Source organism: Gelidibacter sediminis, from assembly GCF_004364975.1.
Classification (GTDB): Bacteria; Bacteroidota; Bacteroidia; order Flavobacteriales; family Flavobacteriaceae; genus Gelidibacter; species Gelidibacter sediminis.
Genome location: NZ_SOBW01000007.1, coordinates 223,163 through 247,949, shown reverse-complemented (window position 1 = coordinate 247,949; position 24,787 = coordinate 223,163). Strand labels below are relative to the sequence as shown.

The 24,787-nt window shown below is 36.5% G+C and carries 26 protein-coding genes; 16 read left to right on the top strand and 10 right to left on the bottom strand.

Going from position 1 to position 24,787, the window contains the following annotated elements; genetic code table 11:
• Positions 1–100 precede the first annotated feature (100 nt).
• Complete coding sequence (locus BXY82_RS01195; RefSeq protein ID WP_133756359.1) at positions 101–1,351, bottom strand: type IX secretion system plug protein; 1,251 nt, start codon at positions 1,349–1,351, stop codon at positions 101–103.
• A gap of 180 nt (positions 1,352–1,531) precedes the next feature.
• Between BXY82_RS01195 and BXY82_RS01190 the strand changes: the two genes are divergently transcribed.
• The 6 genes from BXY82_RS01190 to nqrF all read left to right on the top strand — a co-directional run bounded on the left by BXY82_RS01190 (position 1,532) and on the right by nqrF (position 7,692).
• Positions 1,532–2,887 carry a Na(+)-translocating NADH-quinone reductase subunit A gene (locus BXY82_RS01190; protein WP_133756358.1) on the top strand — a complete coding sequence of 452 codons (1,356 nt, stop codon included), beginning with the start codon at positions 1,532–1,534 and terminating at the stop codon, positions 2,885–2,887.
• 2 nt (positions 2,888–2,889) lie between these two features.
• Positions 2,890–4,113, top strand: a complete 1,224-nt coding sequence (locus tag BXY82_RS01185) for an NADH:ubiquinone reductase (Na(+)-transporting) subunit B (RefSeq protein ID WP_133756357.1) — start codon at positions 2,890–2,892, stop codon at positions 4,111–4,113.
• 2 nt (positions 4,114–4,115) lie between these two features.
• Positions 4,116–4,907 carry a Na(+)-translocating NADH-quinone reductase subunit C gene (locus tag BXY82_RS01180; protein WP_133756356.1) on the top strand — a complete coding sequence of 264 codons (792 nt, stop codon included), beginning with the start codon at positions 4,116–4,118 and terminating at the stop codon, positions 4,905–4,907.
• A 3-nt stretch (positions 4,908–4,910) separates the two neighbouring features.
• A complete protein-coding gene (locus BXY82_RS01175) occupies positions 4,911–5,561 on the top strand; it encodes an NADH:ubiquinone reductase (Na(+)-transporting) subunit D (protein WP_133756355.1) in 651 nt (216 codons plus the stop codon).
• Between the two features lie 84 nt (positions 5,562–5,645).
• Positions 5,646–6,380 (top strand): NADH:ubiquinone reductase (Na(+)-transporting) subunit E, encoded by a 735-nt coding sequence (nqrE, locus tag BXY82_RS01170; protein WP_133756354.1) that lies wholly within the window; start codon positions 5,646–5,648, stop codon positions 6,378–6,380.
• A 4-nt stretch (positions 6,381–6,384) separates the two neighbouring features.
• The gene (gene nqrF / locus BXY82_RS01165; RefSeq protein ID WP_133757383.1) at positions 6,385–7,692 is read left to right on the top strand and encodes an NADH:ubiquinone reductase (Na(+)-transporting) subunit F; all 1,308 of its coding nucleotides are present in this window, start codon (positions 6,385–6,387) and stop codon (positions 7,690–7,692) included.
• A gap of 226 nt (positions 7,693–7,918) precedes the next feature.
• Here the strand turns inward: nqrF and BXY82_RS01160 are convergent, their stop codons facing one another.
• The 3 genes from BXY82_RS01160 to BXY82_RS01150 form a co-directional block, all read right to left on the bottom strand.
• Positions 7,919–8,320 carry a response regulator gene (locus BXY82_RS01160; RefSeq protein WP_133756353.1) on the bottom strand — a complete coding sequence of 134 codons (402 nt, stop codon included), beginning with the start codon at positions 8,318–8,320 and terminating at the stop codon, positions 7,919–7,921.
• A complete protein-coding gene (locus BXY82_RS01155; protein WP_166643240.1) occupies positions 8,313–9,797 on the bottom strand; it encodes a PAS domain-containing sensor histidine kinase in 1,485 nt (494 codons plus the stop codon). The genes BXY82_RS01160 and BXY82_RS01155 overlap by 8 nt, the downstream gene beginning before the upstream one ends.
• Positions 9,798–9,927: 130 nt before the next feature.
• Entirely contained in the window at positions 9,928–10,392 is a 465-nt protein-coding gene (locus BXY82_RS01150) for a Na(+)-translocating NADH-quinone reductase subunit F (RefSeq protein ID WP_133756351.1), read from the bottom strand.
• 213 nt (positions 10,393–10,605) lie between these two features.
• Between BXY82_RS01150 and BXY82_RS01145 the strand changes: the two genes are divergently transcribed.
• The gene (locus BXY82_RS01145; RefSeq protein ID WP_133756350.1) at positions 10,606–10,983 is read left to right on the top strand and encodes a Na(+)-translocating NADH-quinone reductase subunit F; all 378 of its coding nucleotides are present in this window, start codon (positions 10,606–10,608) and stop codon (positions 10,981–10,983) included.
• Between the two features lie 32 nt (positions 10,984–11,015).
• A complete protein-coding gene (locus BXY82_RS01140; RefSeq protein WP_133756349.1) occupies positions 11,016–12,017 on the top strand; it encodes an FAD:protein FMN transferase in 1,002 nt (333 codons plus the stop codon).
• A 69-nt stretch (positions 12,018–12,086) separates the two neighbouring features.
• On the opposite strand, the gene BXY82_RS01135 is transcribed toward BXY82_RS01140, so the two are convergent.
• From BXY82_RS01135 to map, 3 genes are all read right to left on the bottom strand, one after another.
• On the bottom strand, positions 12,087–12,851 hold the full coding sequence (locus BXY82_RS01135; protein ID WP_133756348.1) for a class I SAM-dependent methyltransferase: 765 nt from the start codon (positions 12,849–12,851) through the stop codon (positions 12,087–12,089).
• A 102-nt stretch (positions 12,852–12,953) separates the two neighbouring features.
• On the bottom strand, positions 12,954–13,331 hold the full coding sequence (locus BXY82_RS01130) for a GxxExxY protein (protein WP_133756347.1): 378 nt from the start codon (positions 13,329–13,331) through the stop codon (positions 12,954–12,956).
• 222 nt (positions 13,332–13,553) lie between these two features.
• Complete coding sequence (map, locus tag BXY82_RS01125) at positions 13,554–14,372, bottom strand: type I methionyl aminopeptidase (RefSeq protein WP_133756346.1); 819 nt, start codon at positions 14,370–14,372, stop codon at positions 13,554–13,556.
• A gap of 121 nt (positions 14,373–14,493) precedes the next feature.
• Between map and BXY82_RS01120 the strand changes: the two genes are divergently transcribed.
• Positions 14,494–15,765 (top strand): acetyl-CoA hydrolase/transferase family protein, encoded by a 1,272-nt coding sequence (locus tag BXY82_RS01120; protein ID WP_133756345.1) that lies wholly within the window; start codon positions 14,494–14,496, stop codon positions 15,763–15,765.
• On the opposite strand, the gene BXY82_RS01115 is transcribed toward BXY82_RS01120, so the two are convergent.
• The gene (locus BXY82_RS01115; protein WP_133756344.1) at positions 15,762–16,175 is read right to left on the bottom strand and encodes a BT0820 family HAD-type phosphatase; all 414 of its coding nucleotides are present in this window, start codon (positions 16,173–16,175) and stop codon (positions 15,762–15,764) included. The genes BXY82_RS01120 and BXY82_RS01115 overlap by 4 nt on opposite strands.
• Before the next feature lie 53 nt (positions 16,176–16,228).
• On the bottom strand, positions 16,229–17,746 hold the full coding sequence (gene gpmI, locus BXY82_RS01110; protein WP_133756343.1) for a 2,3-bisphosphoglycerate-independent phosphoglycerate mutase: 1,518 nt from the start codon (positions 17,744–17,746) through the stop codon (positions 16,229–16,231).
• 232 nt (positions 17,747–17,978) lie between these two features.
• Here gpmI and BXY82_RS01105 point away from each other — a divergent pair, with 232 nt between their 5' ends.
• Positions 17,979–18,215 (top strand): hypothetical protein, encoded by a 237-nt coding sequence (locus BXY82_RS01105; protein WP_133756342.1) that lies wholly within the window; start codon positions 17,979–17,981, stop codon positions 18,213–18,215.
• A gap of 125 nt (positions 18,216–18,340) precedes the next feature.
• A complete protein-coding gene (locus tag BXY82_RS01100; protein ID WP_133756341.1) occupies positions 18,341–18,766 on the top strand; it encodes a GNAT family N-acetyltransferase in 426 nt (141 codons plus the stop codon).
• Positions 18,767–18,964: 198 nt separating this feature from the next.
• Here BXY82_RS01100 and pepE read toward each other — a convergent pair whose 3' ends face one another.
• On the bottom strand, positions 18,965–19,672 hold the full coding sequence (pepE, locus tag BXY82_RS01095; protein WP_133756340.1) for a dipeptidase PepE: 708 nt from the start codon (positions 19,670–19,672) through the stop codon (positions 18,965–18,967).
• A gap of 201 nt (positions 19,673–19,873) precedes the next feature.
• On the opposite strand from pepE, the gene BXY82_RS01090 reads away from it, so the two are divergent.
• The 5 genes from BXY82_RS01090 (at position 19,874) to BXY82_RS01070 (ending at position 24,759) form a co-directional block, all read left to right on the top strand.
• A complete protein-coding gene (locus BXY82_RS01090; protein ID WP_133756339.1) occupies positions 19,874–20,686 on the top strand; it encodes a carboxypeptidase-like regulatory domain-containing protein in 813 nt (270 codons plus the stop codon).
• On the top strand, positions 20,673–21,446 hold the full coding sequence (locus BXY82_RS01085; RefSeq protein ID WP_133756338.1) for a carboxypeptidase-like regulatory domain-containing protein: 774 nt from the start codon (positions 20,673–20,675) through the stop codon (positions 21,444–21,446). Before BXY82_RS01090 ends, BXY82_RS01085 begins: the two co-directional genes overlap by 14 nt.
• Positions 21,447–21,508: 62 nt before the next feature.
• Positions 21,509–22,009 (top strand): DUF6702 family protein, encoded by a 501-nt coding sequence (locus BXY82_RS01080; RefSeq protein WP_133756337.1) that lies wholly within the window; start codon positions 21,509–21,511, stop codon positions 22,007–22,009.
• Between the two features lie 68 nt (positions 22,010–22,077).
• Positions 22,078–24,384 carry a M1 family metallopeptidase gene (locus BXY82_RS01075; protein ID WP_133756336.1) on the top strand — a complete coding sequence of 769 codons (2,307 nt, stop codon included), beginning with the start codon at positions 22,078–22,080 and terminating at the stop codon, positions 24,382–24,384.
• A gap of 84 nt (positions 24,385–24,468) precedes the next feature.
• Positions 24,469–24,759: a twin-arginine translocase TatA/TatE family subunit gene (locus BXY82_RS01070; RefSeq protein ID WP_133756335.1), complete on the top strand. Its 291-nt coding sequence runs from the start codon at positions 24,469–24,471 to the stop codon at positions 24,757–24,759.
• The last annotated feature ends 28 nt before the right edge of the window (positions 24,760–24,787 follow it).

The following is a 24,787-nucleotide window of genomic DNA, read 5'->3' as shown; positions in this document are numbered from 1 at the left end:
AGTTAATAATTAATATCAATCTACCTTTAATCCGTATGCTAGTTTAACAATTTCTTATTGGTTTAATCCAAAATAAAAAAACGCTCAAAAAAACATATAGCTAATTTGTAATATCAATTGAAGACGCTTCACCTATACCTATGAGGCGGTCATAACGTGCACCCAAATCTTTGTAATACACCAATACTTTGTAATTATTTTCAGTTTGATAATGATCTCCACTGATTGCGCCTTCCTTTAAGAGGCCAGCCTTATCTGTCAAAACGTATTTGTAATTATAAAACCCCTGTTTTAACTTAAAAGCAACTTCGTATAAGCCACTTTCACTATTGTAATGAAGTTGATTGTCAGGTTCGAGCGCGTAATTATTATAATTGCCATATACATAAAGGCTTTCACCATTGGTAAGTTCTGGATGTTGAAGCGCAAAATGTATCATGGTATAATCTGCTTCAATAGAAACATCATCAGTGTCTACGGCAGTGATCAGGAAATTGCCATTAATGTCAGGATTGTAAGTGTAGATCTGATTTATTCTGGGTGTATTTATAAACAGATAGTTGTGGTAAATGTCCTTAAGATCTATATATTGAACGCCAACGTTGGCCGCTCTGACATCTTTGTTCTCAAAATAAAGATATTCATTACCGCCCCAAAAACTTGTTTCAGACGCGTATTTATACACCAATTGGTTGCCTAAAGTGTATTGTGGTTTTATATTTGAAATGGCAGTGTTAAGATTGTTATTTTGCACAATCAAGCTCTTAACGTTTTCTAAAGGGTTATTAAAGTTGAAATTGGAGTTGTTAATAACAATGTCTACGGATTGTTTCTTGTCAATAAATTTAACGTCGCGTGAACGTTTTATTGATACGCCTACATTTACCAAGTCTTCATAAATCATAAACTTTCTCGAAAACATTAACTCGTTGCTATCATTAAATATACTGATCAAATAATTTCCAGTAACCAATAGGCCACGGGTTTGTTGATTGGGGATTTGGAGTTTGTAATGTGAATAAATTTGATAAGTGTTAAATGAGTTTCTATAGTCTTGAATACGCTGGTTGTCAAAACCACTTAAATATTCCGACTTTGCTAAGTTGGAAGGTTTCCAGTCATAATTATAATGTTCTATAACATAATAATAGTCAGGTTCGTTGCCCGTAAGCGCATCAAATTCCAACAAAAATGATTCTCCTAATCGCAAGATGGGCAACTGACTTTCACTAGTATTACCTTTAAATGAAATAGTTTTGATGTAATTGGGTGGGTTGACTTCTTTAACTTGCGAATATCCAAAAAAGGAGAGACATAAAAGCGCCATAAAAAGCTTGAATTGTAAGACCATTGAGATGTGATTTGAAAAGTAAAGATAAACAAAAATTGCGCCGTTAATTTTACGCAATCGATGCCGTACAAATTTTATAACAATAATTATGAAATCTGCATTATAAATTTGTAAATTTGCAGCGATTTTTACTGTTATTAAATCACATTTACTATAACTATTAACAAATAGACTTATAACATGTCAAACGACATTAAGATTAAAAAAGGTCTCGATATCAAACTTAAGGGCGAAGCTGAAAAAACTACTGAGAAGGCTGTTTTGAGCAACTTTTACACTTTAAGACCTGAAGACTTCCACGGTGTTATTCCAAAATTAATTTTAAAAGAAGGTGCAAAGGTGCAAGCTGGAGAACCTATTTTTTATGACAAGTCAAATGAAGCTGTGAAGTTTGTCTCACCAGTTTCAGGAGAAATTATTGAGATACAGCGTGCTGAGAAAAGACGAATCGTAGGCATTAAAATCCAAGCAGATAAAGAGCAATCTTATCAGGATTATGGACAATTTAACGTAGATGCTGTTGATGCAGAAACTGTAAAGGCACATTTATTGGCAACAGGTTGCTGGGCGTTTATCAAACAACGACCGTATGATATTATTGCAAAACCAGATCGTGCCCCGAAGGCCATATTCATTTCCGCTTACGCTAGTGCGCCATTGGCAGCAGATTTGGATTACGTGCTGCAAGGAAAGGAAGCTGAGTTGCAAGCTGCCGTTACCGCTCTAAGTAAGTTAACTGAGGGTAAGGTACATGTCAGTATAGGCAGTAAATCTAACTCACCGTTAGCAGGTTTGTCAAATATCACACTTCATAAAGTTTCAGGACCACATCCTTCAGGAAATGTAGGAACGCAGATCAATAAAATTGACCCAGTTAATAAAGGTGAAGTTGTCTGGACTGTGGCAGCTCAAGACTTGGTTATTATTGGCGAATTGTTACTAACAGGTAAGTTCAATGCTGAGCGTATTGTTGCACTTGTAGGATCTTCAGTAAAGAAACCACGCTACTTCGTTACTAAAATTGCGAGTGAAGTGTCTACCATGGTTTATGATAATGGTGTTGAGCAAAATAGTAATGATCGTATTATTTCAGGAAATGTATTGACAGGAAAACATGTTAAGCCTGATGGTTATTTAGATTATTACAGCAATACCATTACAGTTATACCAGAAGGTGATGACTATGAGTTCTTCGGATGGAACAAACCAGTTTTTGATAAAATATCTAGTTCAAGAGCACTAACATTCTCTTGGTTAACTCCAAATAAAAAATATGATCTAGACACCAATACCAATGGTGAGCACCGTAATTTTGTATTGACGGGCAATTATGAGGAAGTTTTTCCTTTTGATATTTACCCAATGCAAATACTAAAAGCTTGTCTATATCAAGATTTGGATGAAATGGAAGCTTTAGGAATGTACGAAGTTGCGCCTGAGGATTTTGCATTGACAGAATTTGTGTGTGTCTCTAAACAACCACACCAACAAATTATCAGAAAAGGTTTGGACGTAATGATTAAAGAAATTGGTTAAACATGGGCTTGAAAAGTAATTTACATAGTTTAAAAGAAAAATATAGAGGCACCAAAATGGCGCCTGCGTTCAATGCATTGCATACATTTTTGTATGCGCCTAATGAAACCACTCACAGTGGTTCTCATATTAGGGTCGTGGATGATTTAAAACGAACAATGAACACGGTTATTATGGCTTTGGTTCCTTGTTTGATTTTCGGGATGTTCAATGCGGGGTACCAACACCATTTAGCATTGGGAGAAATTGGTCGTGCTGACGGATTTTTTAGTGCTATCTTCTGGTCTTGGGACAACTTGGTTATCGGTCTTTGGAAAGTGTTGCCATTGGTGATCGTATCTTACGGTGTAGGATTAGCCATTGAATTCCTTTTTGCCGTCATTAAAGGTCATGAGGTTGAAGAAGGGTATTTGGTAACGGGTATGTTAGTGCCATTAATTGTGCCAATTGATACACCGCTTTGGATGCTTGGTGTCGCGGTAGCTTTTGGAGTTGTTATTGGAAAAGAAGTGTTTGGTGGCACAGGGATGAATATCTTAAACCCTGCCTTAACCATACGTGCCTTTTTATTCTTCGCCTATCCAACTTGGATGTCTGGAGACAAAGTTTGGGTGCATGGTGCAGTTGCACGAGACAAGGCCATTGCAGCCGGTCAAAATGTTGACGCTATATCTGGAGAAACAGTATTGGGTAGTTTGGCTCAAAATCATGAACCTTCCTATTCCGTAGCAGAAATGTTTTTTGGAATGATTCCGGGTTCAGTTGGCGAAACATCTACCATGTTGATTTTATTGGGTGCTTTATTCTTGATCTTTACCAAAATAGGAAGTTGGAGAATTATCGTTTCAACCGTGGCGGGAGCACTTACCATGGGCTTGATTTTTAATTTTGTAGTGGCCCAGGGTTGGATTTCTGAAAGCAGTAAATTCTTCGGCTTGATGAACACCACATGGTGGCATCATCTATTAATTGGTGGGTTCGCATTTGGAGCTGTGTACATGGCTACTGACCCTGTAACAGGCTCACAAACCAATATTGGTAAATGGTATTACGGATTCTTTATAGGGTTTATTTCAATTTTGATACGTGTGTTTAACCCTGCATACCCAGAAGGTGTTATGTTGGCGATATTATTAATGAATGTTTTTGCACCTACCATTGATCATTATGTAGTGCAAGGTAATGTGAAGAAAAGAATGAAACGTTTAAAAGTTAAAACGGCTTAAGAATGGAAAAGAGAACAGATAAAAATTCATATACAATACTATTCGCCGTTATTATGGTGGTGGTGGTAGGTGCATTATTGGCCTTTACAGCCTCGTCGTTGAAACCAAATATTACTGAAAATCAACGTCTGGAAAAACAGCAGAATATATTATACGCAATGGGCATCAATGACAACGATGAGTCCAATGCAATATTCATATCTACAGATAAAGCGCCGGAAGCCTTTAAGTCTAATATTAAAGACCAATTGGTAATTACTATTGATTCCAATGGTAAAATAATTAAGACGCAAACGCGCGATGAGTATGTTGCCGAAACGAAGCAGGAACCTTACTTGATTGATGTTAAAAAGGAACAGGCAAATGCAAAACAAGGCCAGCCAAGAAAATTACCTTTATTTGTTGGAGAAAGAGATGGTAAAACATATTATGTAGCGCCAATTTACGGAAAAGGGCTTTGGGATGCTATTTGGGGCTATGTAGCTCTAGACAAAGATATGGTAGTACAAGGTGCTTATTTTGATCATAAAGGAGAAACTCCTGGTTTAGGGGCCAATATCAAGCAACGTTATTTTATGGATGATTTTGAAGGCGAGCATTTACTTTCTGAATCAGGTGTCTTTAAAGGTATTACCGTTGCGAAAGGCAATGCGGACCCAAAGAATACTGATAAAACTGATAATGCCGTAGATGCAATTGCAGGTGCAACCATTACAGGAGACGGTGTAACAGCAATGATTAAAAGCGACTTAAAGCTTTACAAACCTTATTTTGACACTTTAAAAAACAATTAATCTATGGGACTTTTATCTAAAAAAGATACAAAATTAATTACTGATCCATTAGCAGACAATAACCCTATTACAATTCAGGTTCTTGGAATCTGTTCTGCTTTGGCTATTACAGCAGAGTTGAAAGCTTCCATAGTTATGGCAATTTCAGTATTTTTTGTATTGGGCATCGGAAACGTCGTGATTTCTTTGTTAAGAAATGTCATTCCTTCTAAAATTAGAATTATTGTACAACTTGTAGTAGTTGCTGCTTTAGTAATTATTGTAGATCAGGTGCTAAAAGCGTTTGCTTACGAATTGAGTAAAACCCTTTCTGTATTTGTTGGGTTAATTATTACCAATTGTATTATTATGGGACGTTTTGAGGCGTTTGCGCTCGGCAATGGACCTTGGCGTTCATTTTTGGACGGTATAGGTAACGCTGCAGGTTATGGGCTAATTTTAATAATCGTAGGATTTTTCAGAGAATTATTGGGTTCAGGAACCTTGTTGGGATTTCCAGTGTTAGGTAATCCTATACCTGGTGAACAAACTGGATTATATGCATTGGGCTATGAAAATAACGGATTTATGTTATTATCACCAATGGCCTTGATTGTAGTTGGAATCATTATTTGGATCCAGCGTAGTAGAAACAAAGATTTAATAGAAGACTAATTTAATTAGTCTGCAGTAGACATTCCAAAGAAAACACGTTGTTGTTTTTAAAGATTGTTGACTGAGGACTGAAGACTATAAAAAATGGAACACGTAGAATTATTTTTTAAATCGATATTTATAGATAACATGGTATTTGCAACCTTCCTTGGAATGTGTTCTTACCTTGCCGTATCTAAAAAGGTGGCTACAGCAGTAGGTCTTGGTGCAGCGGTTATTTTTGTATTGGCCATTACAGTACCTTTAAACTGGTTATTAGATCAGTATTTACTCAGAGAAGGTGCTTTATCTTGGTTAGGTGCTGAATATGCAAGTTACGACTTGAGCTTTCTTTCTTTTATCATGTTTATTGCTACCATCGCTACAATGGTGCAGCTGGTTGAGATTGTAGTAGAGAAATTTTCTCCATCCCTGTATAATTCATTAGGTATTTTCTTACCACTTATTGCCGTTAACTGTGCCATCTTAGGAGGGTCGTTATTCATGCAGTCTAGAGATATCCAAACTTTAGGATTGGCATTTAATTATGGCGTCTCTTCAGGAATTGGTTGGTTTTTAGCAATTCTTACCATTGCAGCAATTCGCGAGAAGATCAGATATTCTAATGTGCCTGCGCCATTAAGAGGATTGGGAATTACATTTATTATTACCGGACTTATGGCAATTGGGTTTATGAGTTTTGGAGGAATGCTAACTGGTGGAGATGAGCCAGAAGTAGCTAAAGGAACTGTTGTACAAGAAGGAGACAAGGAAATTTCTCAAGTTGAAAAGACAACAGAAGATAAACAAACGTTGAACATCACTAAAGTAAACGAATAAGATGATTTTATTAGCAGCAGGAACCTTAGGTACCATTATAGCAACAGTAGCAGCGTTTTTAGTAATTACGTTGGTATTGGTAACATTATTGCTCTTTGTAAAACAAAAATTATCACCATCAGGTCCTGTAAAGATCATGATTAATGGTGAGCGCGAAATTGAAGTCTCTTCTGGGAGCAGTTTACTATCTACCCTTAGTGGCGAAAAGATATTCTTACCATCGGCATGTGGTGGCGGTGGTACATGCATTCAATGTGAATGTCATGTATTATCTGGTGGGGGTGAGGCACTTCCAACAGAAACACCACACTTTACAAGAAAAGAGTTACAAGAAGGCGCACGTTTATCCTGTCAGGTAAAAGTGAAACAGGATATGGAAATCACCATTCCTGAAGAAGTCTTTGGGATCAAGAAATGGGAAGCAACAGTTGTAAGAAATTATAATGTCGCCTCTTTTATTAAGGAATTTGTTGTAGAGATTCCTGAAGATATGGGCTATAAAGCTGGTGGATATATTCAAATTGAAATTCCGCCGTGTACTGTAAAGTTCGAAGATATGGACATTACAGCGCATCCTGAAGAACATGATAGACCTGATAAATTTCAAGCGGAATGGGACAAATTTAAATTGTGGCCGTTAGTAATGAAAAATGACGAGACGGTAGAGCGCGCATATTCTATGGCTTCTTACCCAGCAGAAGGACGTGAAATTATGTTAAACGTACGTATTGCGACGCCTCCTTTTGATCGTGCTAAAAATGGTTGGATGGATGTCAATCCAGGAATTGCTTCTTCTTACATCTTTAATCAGAAAAAAGGAGATAAAGTAATAATTTCTGGACCTTATGGCGAATTCTTTATCAATGAGTCTGAAGCAGAAATGTTATATGTTGGTGGTGGAGCTGGTATGGCGCCAATGCGTTCACACTTGTACCACTTGTTCAAAACCTTAAAAACAGGCCGTAAAGTGACGTATTGGTATGGTGGCCGATCTAAGCGTGAGTTGTTCTACTTAGAGCATTTCCGTGAGTTGGAAAGGGATTTCCCTAATTTTAAATTTTACTTAGCCTTGTCTGAACCTATGGAAGAAGACAATTGGAAAGTAAAAGAGAATATTGACGCGCCTGGAGATGGATTTGTAGGCTTTATTCACAACTGTGTGATCGATAATTATTTAAATCACCATGATGCTCCAGAGGATATTGAACTTTATTTCTGTGGTCCACCGTTGATGAACCAAGCGGTGCAGAAGATGGGTGAAGACTTCGGAATTCCTGATGAGAACATCAGATTTGATGACTTTGGTGGATAATTATAAAAATTGAATCTTAATTTACTATTATAGGATTCCTATGGTGTAGGAATTTTAAAACCCAACATGAAAGTGTTGGGTTTTTTTATATTTTCCATCTCGATATCAAATTGGAATGAACTCTTGATATAAACAAGATTGTTGTTTTAGGAGTATAAAAAGCTGGTCTTAGGTTAACGACGTACCGTAACTAAGTCAGCTAATTAAAAGAGTAATGTTTTTTAATTTAAGGGTTTAAAACCTTCGCAGAAATGGATTTTAAGGTTTCTATTGAGATTGGTTTTACAATAAAATTAGAAACATTTTGATATTTCTTAACCTTATCCTGATCAGTTGGGTCTATAGATGAGCTCACAATAAAGATGGTTATTGGTTTTTGTGATTCAATCTTAATGAATTCATCTAAAAACTCCCATCCGTCCATTACTGGCATATTAATATCTAACAGAATGACGTCAGGGATATTTTCTCCAGTTTTAATTAGGGATTTTAAATTGTTTAACGCTTCCTTGCCATTTTTGAATATCATGAAGGATTCGCAAAAGTTTGCAAGTTCCATCATGCGTTTGGCTCCGAAAATAAAAATTGGGTCGTCATCAATTATACAGGCAATATCAATTTTATTCATGTTTTTTTAAGTATATAGAAAATGTTGTACCTGTACCAAGTTGACTTGTCACTTCAATCTTGCCACCAAGTGCTTCTACTTGATTTTTTGTAATAAATAGGCCTAAGCCTCTTGAGTCTTTGTGATTATGAAATGTTTTATACATTCCAAATAATTTTTTACCGTGCTTTTCAAGATCTATTCCAAGCCCTTGGTCTGAAATATGTAATATAATATGATCTTCCGTAATTTCAGTATGAAAATGGATGTGAGCTGGTTTACCCGGTTTCTTGTATTTTATGGCATTAGTTAGAAAATTTAGTAGTATACTATCTAAATATGCAGGAATTGCCATTACCCTCAAATGCTGTTCAATGTCTTTAACAACAATAGTCTTAGAATCTAAAATGAGAGCACTCATGCCTTTTATAACTTTATTAAGATTTCCCAATAGATTTATAGGTTCTAGCATGATCGCATTTTTTATATTTATTGAAGCGACCTCATTTAAATTTTCTACCGTTTCGCCTAAATGACTGACAGCCTCCTCTATATGTGGGAATATATCGTTTTTGGTGTTGTCTGGGTAATCAATCTTCACGAGATCCAATAACATATCTAAATTGCTGTAATGAGATCTTAAATTGTGTGAGACAATGTGAGCGAAATTTAACAAACGCTTATTTTGATTTTCAGTAGTTTCTAAAAGCTGATTTACTTCATCTCTATGGATCTTCATATGCGTAAGATCGTTTATTTGGGCTACAAAATGTTGGGGTTTTCCATCATCGTCTCTTATAATGGACATTGATAACAAAGCCCAGATTGCATTGCCATTCTTTCCAATAAAGCGTTTTTCTGCCTCATAATTATGTTTAGTCCCCTTCATCATTTTCGCCATTGCTTGATAATCATATTTCAAGTCCTCGGGATGCGTAATATCTAAGTAGGAAATACGTTGAAGTTCTTCTTTTTTGTAGCCAAAGATGTGACAGAGACTTTTGTTGAATTCAATCCATTGGCCATTTAAATCTAAAATAGCCATACCTACCACTGCGTTTTCAAAAGTTTTTGAGAGCTGTTCCTCTTTAAAAGCTAACGCTTTGATATTCTTGGTTTTTTCATCAATATCCTGAAATAGACCTTGGACCTTGATGCATTTACCATCCTCCATTACAGCCATTCCTATAGCCCGGACCCATTTCTCGCTACCTTTAGCTGTAACGATTTCTAGTTCTTCGTCAAAGTTTTTGTTGTGTTCTAAACAATCAGCAAAAAGTTTTTTGATGGTCTCTCTACTATATCCTTCTTTATAAAACGAAATGCCTGATGCGATTTCTGGTTCATAATCTAGGGAGAGTTCATGAATTCTTTTTGTCTCATCACTCCATTGGAGCGCTTCCTCTTCTACATGATACTCCCAAGTTCCGATAGAAGCTTGTTGTTGTATAAAATTAAGTAAGAAAAGGGTGTTGTCATTAGTAGGTGTAACTTGCATTATAATTTGTAGGTATTTGGGGCAATTAAGGATAATAGGCATCCTAGGCTTCGAATATAAATTTTATTTTTTACATTAATAAAACTTATTGAAACATTTTAATGTTAAAATTTATTGTCAAAATCTAAGCCTAATCAATGGGTTGATTTTCTAGAACGCTGATTTGTTGGTCTTTGTGGTTCCTGAGCATAGGTTTATGCTCTAAAATATCTGGTATACCATCCAACTCACACAAAAATTTAATCGTTTCTAATAGCGCCACAAACAGAAGATCTTTATCTTGAGGGTCTTCAATTCGTTTACTAGTAGACATTAGTGGGAGTGAATATCCACATGCTTTTAGAAATATAGCTTCAATTTGAAGTAGTTCTGAAGGTGTATACCCGTTGAACTTTCGTCCTAAATTTTGGTGTACTAAGCCCACATAATTCAACTGTAATGAACCATGACGGTCTGAAAAATGTTTCCAGGCATCGGTTTGGTCTAAAATATTTCCAACGGCACACTGTTGACAGCATTCTGGATGTAATGTGTCGTTGTAAAACGCCGTGTAAAGTTTCTTCAATGCTTGTTCTAATCGGTGTGAAGTGTTCATAATTAGAAATTTATGACAATTAAGATACTGAAAAACCGATTTTAAAAGAAGTATTTAATGCGTTTTAACAGATCAGAACTCTTGTATTCCAAAAATCAGGATCATGGGTGTTACAATTCCAATCCGTTCTAATTGAATTATCCCTTTTCTGATTTGTTATATTTTCTAATTTACTTAAGATCTTAATTGTTGGCATTATTGTATTTTTGCAACATGAGCAAAGCACTTACACCACAAGAACTACATAACCTCGCCATGAACCATGTTGGGAAGGATTTGGAGAAACGAGGCTTTGAATTTATAGCCATCAATAGCAAACTTAAAAGACATCCTCAGTTTGTTTGTATTGATAAAAACAAGCACTATTTCTTTGTCATCGTTAAGGCGGTGATGCTACCTGAAAATCCTAACAACTATGACATGATTTGGATGGAATCCTTCAAAAAACATGCACGGGAAAAGGATGCGAAAGTTTTATATGCAGGTGTCGGCCTCGGTAATCCGAAAGGAGAGGATTTACCTGTTTATTTGAACGAAGAATACTTGATTGAGTACAATGGCATTCAGGTAGTTGATACTAATTTGAATTAAATCTGAAGATGAAAGAACCAAAAAGTATACTGATGAATTTACTTAAACAGAGTCGAAACTTTTTTGGAATTATGTTCATCTTAATTTTAGTTTCCTGTAAGCAGGAATCTAAAAATACTGTGCTATCTGGAAACATTTTTGGAACCACTTATGGCGTGCAATATTATTCTGAAGATAATGTCAACTATCAACATCAAATAGATAGCTTATTTCAGGTGATCAATAATTCAATGTCTACTTATCAAGCGGATTCAGATATTTCAAAAATTAATCATAACAAAGCTGGTTTGGTGGACTCCCATTTTAAAACTGTTTTCAATGCATCTAAGAATATTTACGAAGCCACCAACGGCGTTTTTGATCCAACAATCGGTGTATTGGTCAATGCATGGGATTTTGGTCCCGAAGGAACAATCATTGCCTTAGATAGTCTTAAAATTGACAGTTTGATGGTGAGTGTAGGGTTGGATAAGGTGAATTTAAACAATAATGAAATCGTCAAAGATAATCCAAATACGTTTATCGATTTTAATGCGATAGCCAAAGGTTATGGTGTAGATGTCATTGCGGAATTTCTTGAAAGCCAGAATATCAAAGATTATATTGTAGATATTGGCGGCGAAATTAGATGTAAAGGTCAGAATTTTGAAAAACAAAAACCATGGCGAGTAGGTGTTGAGCTTCCACATTTTGATGGTGAACAATCCATTTTAAAAGCGATTTCCTTGCATGATGAAGCCATGGCCACCTCCGGAACCTATCGAAAATTTAAGACGGACAGTTTGGGAAATCGGTATTCCCATATTATCGATACCAAAACGGGATATCCAAGTAAAACGAATTTGTTGAGTATTTCAGTAATCGCTGATGACTGCATGACGGCTGATGCCTACGCCACGGCATTCAAGGCTATGGGAATTGAAAAGGTGAAAACTTTTTTAGCAACTCACCCAGAATTAAAAGTATTCTTGATTTTTGAAAATGATAAAAGGGAATTGGAAACTTTATCCTTAAACGGTTTCCCTGAAGATTAACCTTCTTTGGTCATTCCGACAAAGGAAGAATTGCATAAGCACATAGGCGAAATGTTATAATCCAACACTCTACTTACGCACCACCGGAATAACTTCCCCTTTCGCTAAACAATACCGCAAAACGTCTGCATCCGACAGTGTTGCCGTATAATCAACTTCCTCCACTGTAAAACCAATCGTGCGTAGCTTATCAAAATAATCCCGACCGTAAATACGAACATGGTCATACTGGCCAAAAATTGCCGCCCGTTCTTTCTGATCCGTAATAGTATCGTCTTCAAAAGTCTCTACTCTATTTATATCCAATGGAATTTGAAAAATGCCATAACCTCCGGGTTTCATGATGCGATATAATTCTTGCATAGCTTTGGTGTCATCCGGAATATGTTCCAATACATGGTTGCATAAAATGATATCATACTCATTGTCCTTAAACGGCAGATTGCAAATATCGGCCTTTACATCAGCTAACGGCGAATGTAAATCTGTCGTCACATAATCCAAATGCTTCATTGCTCTGAATCTTTTGTAAAATGCTTGCTCTGGGGCAAAATGAAGGACTTTTTTAGGCGCGGAAAAGAAATCTGTGTCCCTTTTAAGGTACAACCATAACAGTCGGTGGCGTTCCAAACTCAATGTTGATGGCGATAACACATTGTTGCGTTGGGTGCCATAGCCATAAGGCAAAAATCTTCTAAAACTCTTACCATCTATCGGATCAGTAAATTGATTGCCCTTTAAAATGAAAGCTAAAACAGGCCTTGCTACATAACTCAATCGGATGAGGATTGGTCTTGGGATGGTATTGAGGATTAATTTAAAGAGTTTCTTCAAGGTATTATATAAATTTCATTTTGAGTAATGGTGTGTTTTTGACACGAATTTCACTAATTATCACGAAAAGACTTAAAATTCATTTCAACTTTTTTTCTGCGCTTAAAGAACAACTCTTTTATATTTCAGACTGTCTTCTCCAAAATTGATTAAAAGACCAGGTTTTAATTTTGAAACGGCTAAATAATTTAATGTTTGCTTTAGATGAGCGGTATTTAAACATTCAATTGCTTTAATTTCCAAAACTATTTTATCATCAATTATAAAATCAGCTTTGTATTGGTGAGAAAGAATATTTCCTTTATAGCTTATTAAATAGCGCTTTTCTCTTAAGTAGTTGATATTATGCTCAATGAATTCGATTTCCAAAGCATCACTATAAACCACTTCATTAAACCCTTTGCCTAATTCACGATGTACCTCCATACATATACCCACAATTTTGTAAGCTTCTTCACGATAAATCAGATTCTCATTCATTTTTTATGGCTTAAGAGGAAATTTAACGTGAGTTTAATTAGTGGTAATTCGTGAAATACGTGTCTAAAGAACTAAAGCTTTCTGTTTAAACTCATCTTCCTCATCTGACACAATTTCCAATACTTCATTTATATACCGAAAGTCCACATTGTCCTTCATTGTTTATTGCTTCAGATGAAATTTGACGTGAGTTTAGTTAGTGGTAATTCGTGAAATTCGTGTCTAGAGAACTAAAGCCTTCTGTCTAAACTCATCTTCCTCATCAGACACAATCCCCAAAGCTTCATATATATACCCAAAAGTCGACAGTATCTCTGGTTTTCCATCAACAATAGCTACATCATGTTCAAAATGCGCACTAGGTTTTCCATCTAAGGTAACAATAGTCCAACCATCATCCAATTGCTTAATCCGATGGGTGCCTAAATTGATCATAGGCTCAATAGCCACAACCATACCTTCAATAAATTTCTTACCACGACCGCGTTTTCCGTAGTTAGGCATTTCAGGATCCTCGTGCATTTTCCTGCCCAATCCATGACCTACCAATTCTCTAACCACGCCGTAACCTTCGGCTTCGCAATACTGCTGAATAGCAAAACCAACGTCACCTACACGATTGCCTACTTTTAATTCTCTGATACCTACATATAAAGACTCTTTGGTAATTTGAAGGAGCTTTTTGGTTTCAGGTGCAACTTCACCAATTTCAAAAGTATAGGCATGATCCCCATAAAATTCGTTTTTGATCGCACCACAATCAATCGCTACTACATCTCCTTCTTTCAAAGGCACATTTGTTGGCAATCCATGGACTACAGCCTCATTGGTGCTACAAAGTAGTGTGGAAGGACAATCATATAGACCTAAAAACCCAGGAATGGCACCTTGTTCGCGAATAAATTCTTCGGCCATTTTATCCAATTGCATGGTAGTAACGCCAGGTTTTACTTCCTTGGCCAACATGCCTAAAGTTTTAGAAACGATAAGCGCACTTTCACGCATCAATTCTATTTCTTCTCGTGTTTTTTGTATAATCATTGTAAAAAAAATATTGGCAAAGATACTTAAAATAAATGGGGTGGACATTTTTTGAAAACATGACTTTCGACAGTTTTTTACTGGATTTTGTTGAATAGTTTTGCAATTAAATTGGACGAATATGTACAAATCAGTTTCTGCAGAAGAAGCCCTAAAGGCTGTCAAATCAAATGATCGTGTCTACATACAAGCAGCTGCTGCAGCGCCACAATTACTGGTCAATGCCCTAGCTAATCGGCATGAAGAACTCAGAAATGTAGAAATTTGTCAACTACATACTGAAGGCGATGCGCCGTATGCCAACCCGGAGTTAAAGGACAGTTTCCATGTGAATTGCTTTTTTATTGGTAAAAACGTCAGACATACGATAAAGGCCGGAAACGGATCATACACACCTGTTTTTTTAAGTGAATTGCCGTTGCTCTTTAAGCGACGCATTATAGATCTGGATGTCGTATTAATACATGTGTCTGTCCCGGATAGGCATGGGTATTGTTCCCTTGGTGTTTCTGTGGAAGCAACATTGGCAGCCATTGACAACGCCAAATATGTAATCGCGCAGGTCAATCAACAAATGCCTAGAACACATGGCGCTGGTATTATTCATATCTCAGAAATTGATGCTTTTGTAGATTGTGATGAAGCGCTTCCTATTCATTATATGGAAAAGCCAACTGCTACTGAGGGAATGATAGGTGATTTTGTGGCCAGTTTAATTGATGATAGAAGTACCTTGCAAATGGGTATTGGCAGCATCCCAAATGCAGTATTGACAAGATTATCCAATCATAAAGATTTAGGATTGCATACTGAAATGTTTAGTGATGGTGTGATTGATTTGATTTTGAAAAATGTAATAAATGGAAATTATAAAACTATCAATAGGGGCAGGGCATTAGCGACATTTTTAATGGGCTCTAAACGGTTGTATGATTATGTAGATGACAATCCGTTTATTGAAATGCGCGCTTCAAATTACACCAATGACGTATCTATAATCAAACAAAACCCTCGAATGGTGGCCATTAATTCTGCCATTGAAGTAGATGTTACGGGACAAGTATGTGCAGATTCTATTGGGTCTAAAATATATTCTGGCGTTGGTGGTCAAATGGATTTTATCAGAGGAGCTTCTTTAAGTGAAGGCGGTAAAGCAATAATAGCATTGCCATCGGTAACCAAATCAGGAATCAGCCGGATAGTACCAAATTTAAAGCCAGGTGCGGGCGTGGTGACTACAAGAGCCCACGTACATTACGTAGTAACCGAAAATGGCATTGCTGAACTTTATGGTAAATCAATTACAAATAGGGTAAAAGCTTTAGTGAATATCGCGCATCCTGATCATCAGGAAGCTATAGATCGGCAATACTTCCAATTATTGAGAAACTAATCCCTACTGAAAAAAGAGAATAGTCCTTTTTTACGTGGGATAGGAATGTTTGGTTCCTCTTTTGTAATCATTTGATAAATTTCGCCCCAGCCGAGTACACCGCCAATATTGCGATCATCAATAAACAAATCAGCATTGATCTTACGACTTTTGGTATTGTCAAATTGCTCTTCTGGAAAACTGCTGTTCACCGCATAAAATGTAATGCCATTTTCTTTGCAGAAAGCAACCGCTTCATCAAGGCTTTTACCATATCTATATGTCCATAAAATTAGGCGATGCCCATCTTCCTGAAGTCGCTTGAGCGTCTCAAAAGCAAAGATGCGCGGTTTTCCAATGCCAGGGTACCGATCTTCCACAATGGTGCCGTCAAAATCTACAGCTATAGTAAGTCTGTTAAGAAAATTCATGAGTAATGCTTTGGGGTTAAAAATACAACAAATATTCTGTAAGCCTAAACGGTTTACACCAACGGATGTTGCGTCATTATATCGGGCTGTGGTACGCCCATTAACTTTAGAATGGTCGGTGCAATATCTCCTAAAATACCATCATTTATATGCTTCAGATCCTTATCAATTAAAATAATAGGTACCGGATTGGTGGTGTGGGCAGTATTAGGTGTGCCGTCTGGGTTGATCATCGTTTCGCAATTACCATGGTCAGCAATCAATAAGGTGGTATAATTGTGGGCCAATGCAGTGGTTACTACATCTTTTACAGCAGTATCTACAGCCTCGCAAGCTTTAATGGCGGCTTCCATAACGCCTGTATGCCCCACCATGTCGCCATTTGCAAAATTAAGACAAACAAAGTCCACCTCTCCATTCTCTAATTCAGGAATTAAGGCATCGCGAAGTTCATAGGCGCTCATTTCTGGCTGTAAATCGTATGTGGCTACTTTAGGTGAATTGCGTAAAATACGTTTCTCTCCATCAAATGGAATTTCTCGTCCACCAGAAAAGAAAAAAGTGACGTGTGGATATTTTTCTGTCTCCGCAATACGGATTTGTTTTTTATGATATTTCTCCAATACTTCGCCTAAAGTTTCCGTCAGATTGTCTTTTTCAAAAACAACATTAATACCTGTAAAGACTTCGTCGTAATTTGTCATGGTAACATAGTACAAATCGAGTTTGTGCATGTTTTGTACATGAAAATCATACTGTGAAAGCGCTTCAGTTAATTGGCGGCCCCTATCGGTTCTAAAGTTGAAAAATATAACTACATCGCCGTCCTTGATTTTAGTTTTTGGGTTGCCATCAGCATCTGTCATTACAATGGGTTGAATGAACTCATCTGTAATGTCCTTATCATAACTTTGTTGAATGCTTTCAATTGCATCAGAAGATGGCTGACCAATACCATTCACTACAGCATCATAAGCTAATTTAACACGCTCCCAACGTTTATCACGGTCCATGGCGTAATAACGACCCGTTACAGTAGCCAATTCAGCAGAGGAGTCTAACAGGTGGTTTTGAAGTTGAGACACAAAGCCTTTACCTGATTTAGGATCTACATCACGTCCATCTGTAAATGCATGCACAAATACATCGTCCAGATCATACTGTTTTGCCGCATCAAGCAATCCAAATAAATGGTTAATATGCGAGTGTACGCCACCATCACTCAATAAACCTAATAAATGAACAGGCTTTTTATTTTCTTTTGCATAGGTAAAGGCATCCACTAAGACTTTTTCTTGAGCAAGGGTGTGATTCTCAACCGCCAAGTTGATTTTTACCAAATCTTGGTAGACAATTCTTCCTGCACCTAAATTCATATGACCTACTTCACTGTTACCCATTTGGCCTTCAGGAAGTCCTACATGTAGGCCATCAGTTCTTAAGGAAGCGCTAGGGTAGTTGGTGTATAATGAATCTATAAACGGGGTGTGGGCGTTGTCTATAGCTGATACTTTTGGGTCTGGAGATTTCCCCCAACCATCAAGAATCATAAGAATCACTTTTTTGTTCATTTGTAATGGGTTTAAGATTTCAAAGATAAAAGTTTATAACCTAATTGAACGTATAAGACTGCTAAAATCAGTAAAATTTTGAAGGTATAATAAGTGATAAATCTGATATATGGGATTCGTAAAAGACGATCTGCTTTAATCTTTACAGCATGAAATAATGAAGTTTTATTAGAAATTCTGTAACAGATATAATTTCCATTCGTCTGTCTTATAGCATCAAAAATCATTCATCATGAAAAAAACAATCATTATTTCTGCCATTGTATTAGGGTTTTTAATCAATTCCTCTAATGCTGCAACATTTATTGAAGATATGCCAGAGGCACATCAAATTAGAACTAAAATTGAGAAACGCTCGTATTGCATAACTATTACTAATGGTAACATTGAAACAGTTGTAGAGATTCAGGTAATAGATTACAGTCTTCCAATAACCATAGCAAGCAACCCCTGTCTGATTCGTCGCTAAGGTTGATACTCTTTAATTTTGGCCGTGCACAACATTAAATGTTTTCAATTGTTATTTAGGGTCAAATCTCTATCAATTGATTTTATCTTGAGAGATTTTATTTATTTTTACTCAAATTTAAGAGTATGCCCATTTCATTTAAAATAATAGAATCTACCAATATCAATACCATCATTCCGTTAATGCTCAAGCTGACGGAGTACAAGACCTCCGAGGCGGTTTTAAAGCAACGTTTTGCAGAAATGGTGACGCAGAATTACGAATGTGCTGGCATTTATGATGGTGATAAGCTTATCGGGATCTCAGGAATGTGGTTTTGTACACGTCATTATTCTGGGAGAAGTGTCGAATTAGATCATGTATTTATTGATGATGGTTACAGAAAGAAGGGATTGGGCAAACAGTTTTTAAAATGCATCTACGATTATGTGGCCCAAAAAGGTTGTCAAGCTGTAGAACTCAATACCTATGTGCAAAATTACCCTTCGCATAAATTTTATTATAATGAAGGCTTTGAGATTTTAGGCTATCATTTTTTGAAGAAGATTTAGACAACAGCGACTTTAGTTTTTGACACGAATTTCAGGAATTAACACAGATGGCCTTAAACAATATAGAGGCTATGTTATCACATATAAATCTTCAAAAATAATTTCAGCTTAGTGAAGTATATTGAAATTATATCTCCTTTCAGTTTCTCTTTCTTAATACTTAATTCTAACCCCAAACCTCACACCTCACTCCCTCATTTACTTCAGCCCACTCAAATCTGTACCCGTTTTCACTTCATAGGGCGCTGTATTGTATTCAAAAATTCGAGCATCCAATGCTCCTTTTAATACTATACTATTTCCATTTACTTCAAGCCAACTGCCTTCGCGAAGCCCAACTACAGGCGGTGTATTATACGCATGAAATTCCTGAATCCGTGTTTCCCGAGTTTCTCCCATATGTTTGCTGCTCGGATCAGGGTCTAGGTAATGGGGATTGATATTAAAAGGAATCTGTGCTAACACCTTGAAACTTGGCGGGTAAACAATAGGCATGTCATTAGTAGTGTTAATCGTAAGTCCGCAAATATTACTGCCTGCACTCGTGCCCAAATAGGGTGTTCCATTTTGGATCACCTCTTGCATCGTGCTAATCAAATCATTTTTATAAAGCTGATTGACGAGCACGAAGGTGTTGCCACCACCTACAAAAATTCCTTTAGCTTGTTTTAAAGCGTCTTTAGGATTGTTAAATTCATGAATTCCTTTTACCTTTTTTCCTATTTGTGAAAAGGCATCTTTTGCTTTTTGGGTGTAATCGTCATGACTAATGCCGCCAGGTCTTGCGTAAGGTATAAATAGAATGGTATCAGTCTCCTTAAAAAAGGAAGAAAGGTTTTCTAATAAGTAACTTAAATAGCCACTGCCATGAATGGTGGAGGTACTGGCAATCATCATCTGTTTCATATGTTCAATCTTGTTTAGTACATAAACGCTATCATGAGATTTTTGTTATAAGGAACGATTCCGGTGCAATAAGGTCAACAATCTCAAATATTTTGTTGTAAATTTAAGTAATCTGTCACTTTAACAAAAGTTTAATTGGGCTGAACATTATTATTAAGAGCATTCAAGCTTTCTTTATAATCCTAACTAAAACATCAACTTATGAAAACTGCTTTACTGTATCTTTTTCTCATAATTCCACTATCGGTAGTGACTGCGCAAACTATTAAACGCATTGAAATTTCAGGTAAGATTGTTGTAGAGAATAGCGACTTGGAGAATATTACCGTATACAACTCGTCGTCTAAAAAGGGCACGCTCACTGATGAAAATGGTATGTTTACACTCAATGTTGCTCTAAACGACATTATTGAGGTGCGTGCGTTGTTATTTCAGGATTTTACCGTCACTATTGATGAGAAAATTATAAAAACGCGAAGTATGACGGTGTTTTTAGTGGAAAAAGTAAATAAACTGGATGAGGTCATTATCCTGCCTTATGACCTGACGGGGAATTTACTTGTAGATATTGAAAGTGTCAGAACTTTCAATCCAGATTTAGATGCTATATACTTCGGTTTAGCAAATATGAACGATTATGAATTTCCTGATGACTATAAATCGAAGGTCGTTAATATTGCGATGCCCGGAACCGGAAATAATATTCAATATGGTTTTGATGTGATTGGGATTGTAGATTTATTTCTTCGACCAATTTTTAAGTCAAAAAAGAACAATGATAGGGAAGACGTCCTCAAGGCCACTTCTTATGACGACTTTACAGATCATTACAGTACCAAATTTTTAGTGGAGAATTTTAATATTCCAGAACATAAAGTTGAAGCATTTATTCGTTATGTAGAAGATGAAGGTGTTGATTATTCCTTATTAAACTCCGGCAAAGAGTTTCAGTTTCTAGAATTTATAAGTCAAAAAAGTAAAGAATTTTTAGACAAGGAAGGTGGAAAGAACTAAGGTTTTTATTCTCCTGCTAACGCTTTTTTGTATTCAATTTGTAAGTGGCCAAACGTTAGAAGTCATAGGGCAAATCATTGCACCTAGTGAGGTAGATGGCATTCATGTTATCAATAAAACGGCTAGTAGATTCACCATTTCCAATAGTAATGGGGAGTTTACTATTCCTGCCAAATTGAATGACACCATCCTGTTTTCTGGGATTTCTTACCAGCCTAAAGAAGTTATTATTACTAAACTTATTTTAGCTACAAAACGCGTTACGGTATACTTAGAGGAATTGGTCAATGCGTTAGACGAGGTGGTGGTAGGAAAAGTGCTTACAGGTGATTTAATGTCGGATATTAACAATGCTGATTTAACGCCAGAACTCAATTTTTATAATCTTGGCATCCCCGGGTATATTGGAAAACCTAAAACCCAATCGGAAAGACGGTTGTATGAGGCCACTTCGGGGGGTGGTTTTATTCCACTAAACCCTATTTTAAATGGCATTTCTGGGCGAACAAAACAACTAAAGCAACATATAAAATTGGAAAAATTAGATCATTGTTTAGACTACATTAAATCTAATCTTGCTAAAGATCTCTTCTCCAAATCTTATATGGAAGAAGCGCTAAGAACAGAATTTTTCTATTACTGTCAAGATGATGCCGAGTTTGAGCGCCTTTGCAAACTTAAAAATGATATGGCTACTATTGATTTTCTAATGGCTAAATTAGAAGCCTTTAAATCCATTCTCCAATCAGAAAAAGAGTAGAACTTGGTTTTTGGACTGTTTTTTGCATACTAAAACTGTATTTTTGAAAATTATCAATATCTATGAAGGCCATTAAAATTCTTGTTTTAGCAATCTGTCTACCACTTTTGCTATCGGTAAATTCACATAAGTTTTATGTGAGTGTTACTGAAGTTGAATATGTTAAAGAGAAGCAATCCGTGCAAATTATTTCCAGAATCTTTATTGATGACTTGGAAAATACGCTTCGCAAGCGTTATGACAAACGCTTGATGTTTACACCAAACAATGAAACGGAAGAAGTCAATGTCTATTTGCAGCGCTACTTAAAAGATAAAATCAATATTACTATTAATGGCGCTCCTGTTAGCTTTAAATTCATTGGCAAGGAGTATGATAACGATATTCTTTTTTGCTATTTGGAGGTTATGGGAATTAAAAGCATCAAGACCTTTGATATTACGAATTCCTTATTGTTTGACAATTTTGACGACCAACAAAATATTGTTAAGCTAAATATAAACAATGAAAAAAAGAGCTATATCCTCATGCAGCAGAATGATAAAGCTGTGTTAAAATTTTAACAAATTGCATCGGATTGTTTCAAATTATTTACATTTCAAACTAATTAGTATACATATAACCCTTACAGATGAAATCATTTAAATTATTATGTCTTTTTGTTCTCTCTATTTCAGTAAGCACTTTTGCTCAAGATGAGACCAAGCAAGACCGTAAACCTGGTCACGTAAATACCAATAAATTCAGGCAATTATATACTGAATTCTCAACGCCTAATATGTATAGAGCAGCTTCTGGAGCACCAGGACATGCCTATTATCAACAACAGGCAGATTATAAGATGAATATTGAATTGGATGATGACACTGCAAGGATTCATGGTGATGAGGTCATAACATACACTAACAATTCGCCAGATGTTTTGACGTATCTCTGGGTGCAATTAGATCAAAATCAACGCGCAAAAGATTCAAAATCGCCATTAATTGAAAGTAGTGGTGTAGCAAAGGCTGCCACTACCGGACAATTTGCTTCAGCCTATTTAGAAAAACCTTTTGATGGCGGATTCCATATTTTAGAAGTAAAAGAAACCAATGGTAAGCCCTTGCAACACACCATCAATCAAACGATGATGCGTGTTGAATTACCACAACCTTTAAAATCTGGTGAGAAATTCTCTTTTGCTATTAAATGGTGGTATAATATTAACGATCACGTTAAAGATGGAGGCCGTTCGGGTTACGAATATTTTCCTGAAGATGGTAATAGAGCATATGTCATCGCGCAGTTTTACCCACGTATGGCAGTGTACAATGATGTAGAAGGGTGGCAAAATTCACAATTTTGGGGGCGTGATGAGTTTGCATTGCCTTTTGGGAATTTTGAAGTAAATATTACCGTACCTGCAGACCATATTTTGGATGCCACTGGGAAATTGATGAATAGAAAAGAGGTGTTCTCTAAAACCATGTTGGAGCGTTATGAAAAAGCTAAAAAATCGTATGATAAGCCTGTCATGATCGTGACACAAGCTGAAGCTGAAAAGGCAGAAAAAAGCCGATCTAAAGCTAAGAAAACCTGGAAATTGTATGCAGAAAATGTGCGTGATTTTGGTTTTGCCTCATCACGAAAATATATTTGGGATATGATGGCAGTTAAAGTAGGCGGAAAAGATGTTATGGCGGTGTCATTATATGCTAAAGAAGGTAATCCGTTATGGGAAGAGTGGTCTACTAAAGCTGTGGCAAGCACCTTAAAAACCTATTCGAGAATGACTTTTGATTATCCTTATCATAAAGCAATATCAGTACATGCCCAAAGGCAAGGTATGGAATACCCAATGATTTGTTGGAATTATGGACGTCCTGAAAAAGATGGTACGTATAGCGATCGTGTCAAATACGGGATGATGGGCGTAATCATTCATGAAGTGGGGCATAACTTTTTCCCGATGATCGTTAACAGTGACGAGCGCCAATGGACCTGGATGGATGAAGGGCTAAACACCTTTTTACAATATGTTGCCGAACAAGATTTTGGAGAATGGTATCCGAATGCGCTGTCGCCAGAGCATAAAACCTTTCCGTCACGTCGCGGCCCTGCTATTAATATCATTCCTTACATGGAAGGGAACCAAGATTATATTGCACCCATTATGAGTAAAGGTTTAAATACCTACCAATTTGGAAATAACGCCTATGGCAAACCAGCAACGGCGCTCAATATTTTGAGGGAAACCGTTATGGGGCGTGAGTTGTTTGACTATGCCTTTAAAGAATACGCGCACCGTTGGAAATTTAAGCACCCAACTCCAGAAGATTTCTTCAGAACTATGGAAGATGCGTCTGCGGTAGATCTAGACTGGTATTGGAGAGGATGGTTCTACACTACAGATTGGGTCGATATCGGCATTAAGGAAGTGACCAAATTTTACGTATCGTCAGAACCTAACCAATACATTAAAGATGTGGCGGCGAGAAGAAATTTAGATTTGAACAAATTAGAACCTATGGTATATATGGTAGAAGATGGCAGCGATGAGTTGACTGACGCTATGAGAAATGGTATTCAGGCTGACGATATTCCATCTCTTAAAGAATATTTAATGGATAATTTTACGGAGGCAGAGCGTAAAAATATCAAAACACCTAAGTATTTTTATAATGTGACCTTTGAAAAACCAGGAGGTTTGGTAATGCCAATTATCGTGCAGTACAATTACGTTGATGGAACTTCAAAAACAGAAAAGTATCCAGCAGAAATTTGGAGATTAAATGACAAGCAAGTGAGTAAAGCCATTGCTTCTCAAAAAGAAATCATATCTATAGTTGTGGATCCAAATGCGGAGACGGCAGATATTGATACGGCTAATAATTCATGGCCACGGAAAGAACAGACAAGTCAGTTTGATAGCTTTAAAAACAAAGTTCAAGAGTAAACTAGAAAACTTTAACTATAAAGGCCGACTAATTTAACAGTCGGCTTTTTTATTGTATTCAAAACAACTCACTATATTTGCATTGTGATACTACATTCTACATTTTTGTTTATTGGGACCACAGAGGTCATGTTCATCCTATTTATAGTGGTGATGGTTTTTGGTGCTGATAAAGTTCCGGATATTGCAAAGGGTATGGGTAAAGGTATGCGGACATTAAGAGATGCAACCAACGATCTCAAATCAGAGATTACTAAAACGACAGAAAAAAACGGTATCAATACCTCCGAATATACGAAGTCTATAACAGAAGAAATTCAAAAAGTTAAAGATGAAGTAGAAGATACTGTCGGATCCATTAAACGCAAAATGTAATACATCTTTAGAAATATTTGAGGCAAAT

Excerpts from the sequence above, each read along its gene's own strand:
- BXY82_RS01150 (WP_133756351.1), bottom strand. The coding sequence starts at position 10,392 with ATGAACACTTCACACCGATTAGAACAAGCATTGAAGAAACTTTACACG.
- BXY82_RS01195 (WP_133756359.1), bottom strand. The coding sequence starts at position 1,351 with ATGGTCTTACAATTCAAGCTTTTTATGGCGCTTTTATGTCTCTCCTTT.
- BXY82_RS01075 (WP_133756336.1), top strand. The coding sequence starts at position 22,078 with ATGAAATCATTTAAATTATTATGTCTTTTTGTTCTCTCTATTTCAGTA.
- BXY82_RS01120 (WP_133756345.1), top strand. The coding sequence starts at position 14,494 with ATGTACAAATCAGTTTCTGCAGAAGAAGCCCTAAAGGCTGTCAAATCA.
- BXY82_RS01100 (WP_133756341.1), top strand. The coding sequence starts at position 18,341 with ATGCCCATTTCATTTAAAATAATAGAATCTACCAATATCAATACCATC.
- BXY82_RS01115 (WP_133756344.1), bottom strand. The coding sequence starts at position 16,175 with ATGAATTTTCTTAACAGACTTACTATAGCTGTAGATTTTGACGGCACC.
- BXY82_RS01105 (WP_133756342.1), top strand. The coding sequence starts at position 17,979 with ATGAAAAAAACAATCATTATTTCTGCCATTGTATTAGGGTTTTTAATC.
- BXY82_RS01175 (WP_133756355.1), top strand. The coding sequence starts at position 4,911 with ATGGGACTTTTATCTAAAAAAGATACAAAATTAATTACTGATCCATTA.
- BXY82_RS01130 (WP_133756347.1), bottom strand. The coding sequence starts at position 13,331 with ATGAATGAGAATCTGATTTATCGTGAAGAAGCTTACAAAATTGTGGGT.
- BXY82_RS01090 (WP_133756339.1), top strand. The coding sequence starts at position 19,874 with ATGAAAACTGCTTTACTGTATCTTTTTCTCATAATTCCACTATCGGTA.
- nqrE (WP_133756354.1), top strand. The coding sequence starts at position 5,646 with ATGGAACACGTAGAATTATTTTTTAAATCGATATTTATAGATAACATG.
- map (WP_133756346.1), bottom strand. The coding sequence starts at position 14,372 with ATGATTATACAAAAAACACGAGAAGAAATAGAATTGATGCGTGAAAGT.
- BXY82_RS01185 (WP_133756357.1), top strand. The coding sequence starts at position 2,890 with ATGGGCTTGAAAAGTAATTTACATAGTTTAAAAGAAAAATATAGAGGC.
- BXY82_RS01140 (WP_133756349.1), top strand. The coding sequence starts at position 11,016 with ATGAATTTACTTAAACAGAGTCGAAACTTTTTTGGAATTATGTTCATC.
- pepE (WP_133756340.1), bottom strand. The coding sequence starts at position 19,672 with ATGAAACAGATGATGATTGCCAGTACCTCCACCATTCATGGCAGTGGC.
- BXY82_RS01145 (WP_133756350.1), top strand. The coding sequence starts at position 10,606 with ATGAGCAAAGCACTTACACCACAAGAACTACATAACCTCGCCATGAAC.
- BXY82_RS01180 (WP_133756356.1), top strand. The coding sequence starts at position 4,116 with ATGGAAAAGAGAACAGATAAAAATTCATATACAATACTATTCGCCGTT.
- gpmI (WP_133756343.1), bottom strand. The coding sequence starts at position 17,746 with ATGAACAAAAAAGTGATTCTTATGATTCTTGATGGTTGGGGGAAATCT.
- BXY82_RS01190 (WP_133756358.1), top strand. The coding sequence starts at position 1,532 with ATGTCAAACGACATTAAGATTAAAAAAGGTCTCGATATCAAACTTAAG.
- BXY82_RS01160 (WP_133756353.1), bottom strand. The coding sequence starts at position 8,320 with ATGAATAAAATTGATATTGCCTGTATAATTGATGACGACCCAATTTTT.
- BXY82_RS01080 (WP_133756337.1), top strand. The coding sequence starts at position 21,509 with ATGAAGGCCATTAAAATTCTTGTTTTAGCAATCTGTCTACCACTTTTG.
- BXY82_RS01155 (WP_166643240.1), bottom strand. The coding sequence starts at position 9,797 with ATGCAAGTTACACCTACTAATGACAACACCCTTTTCTTACTTAATTTT.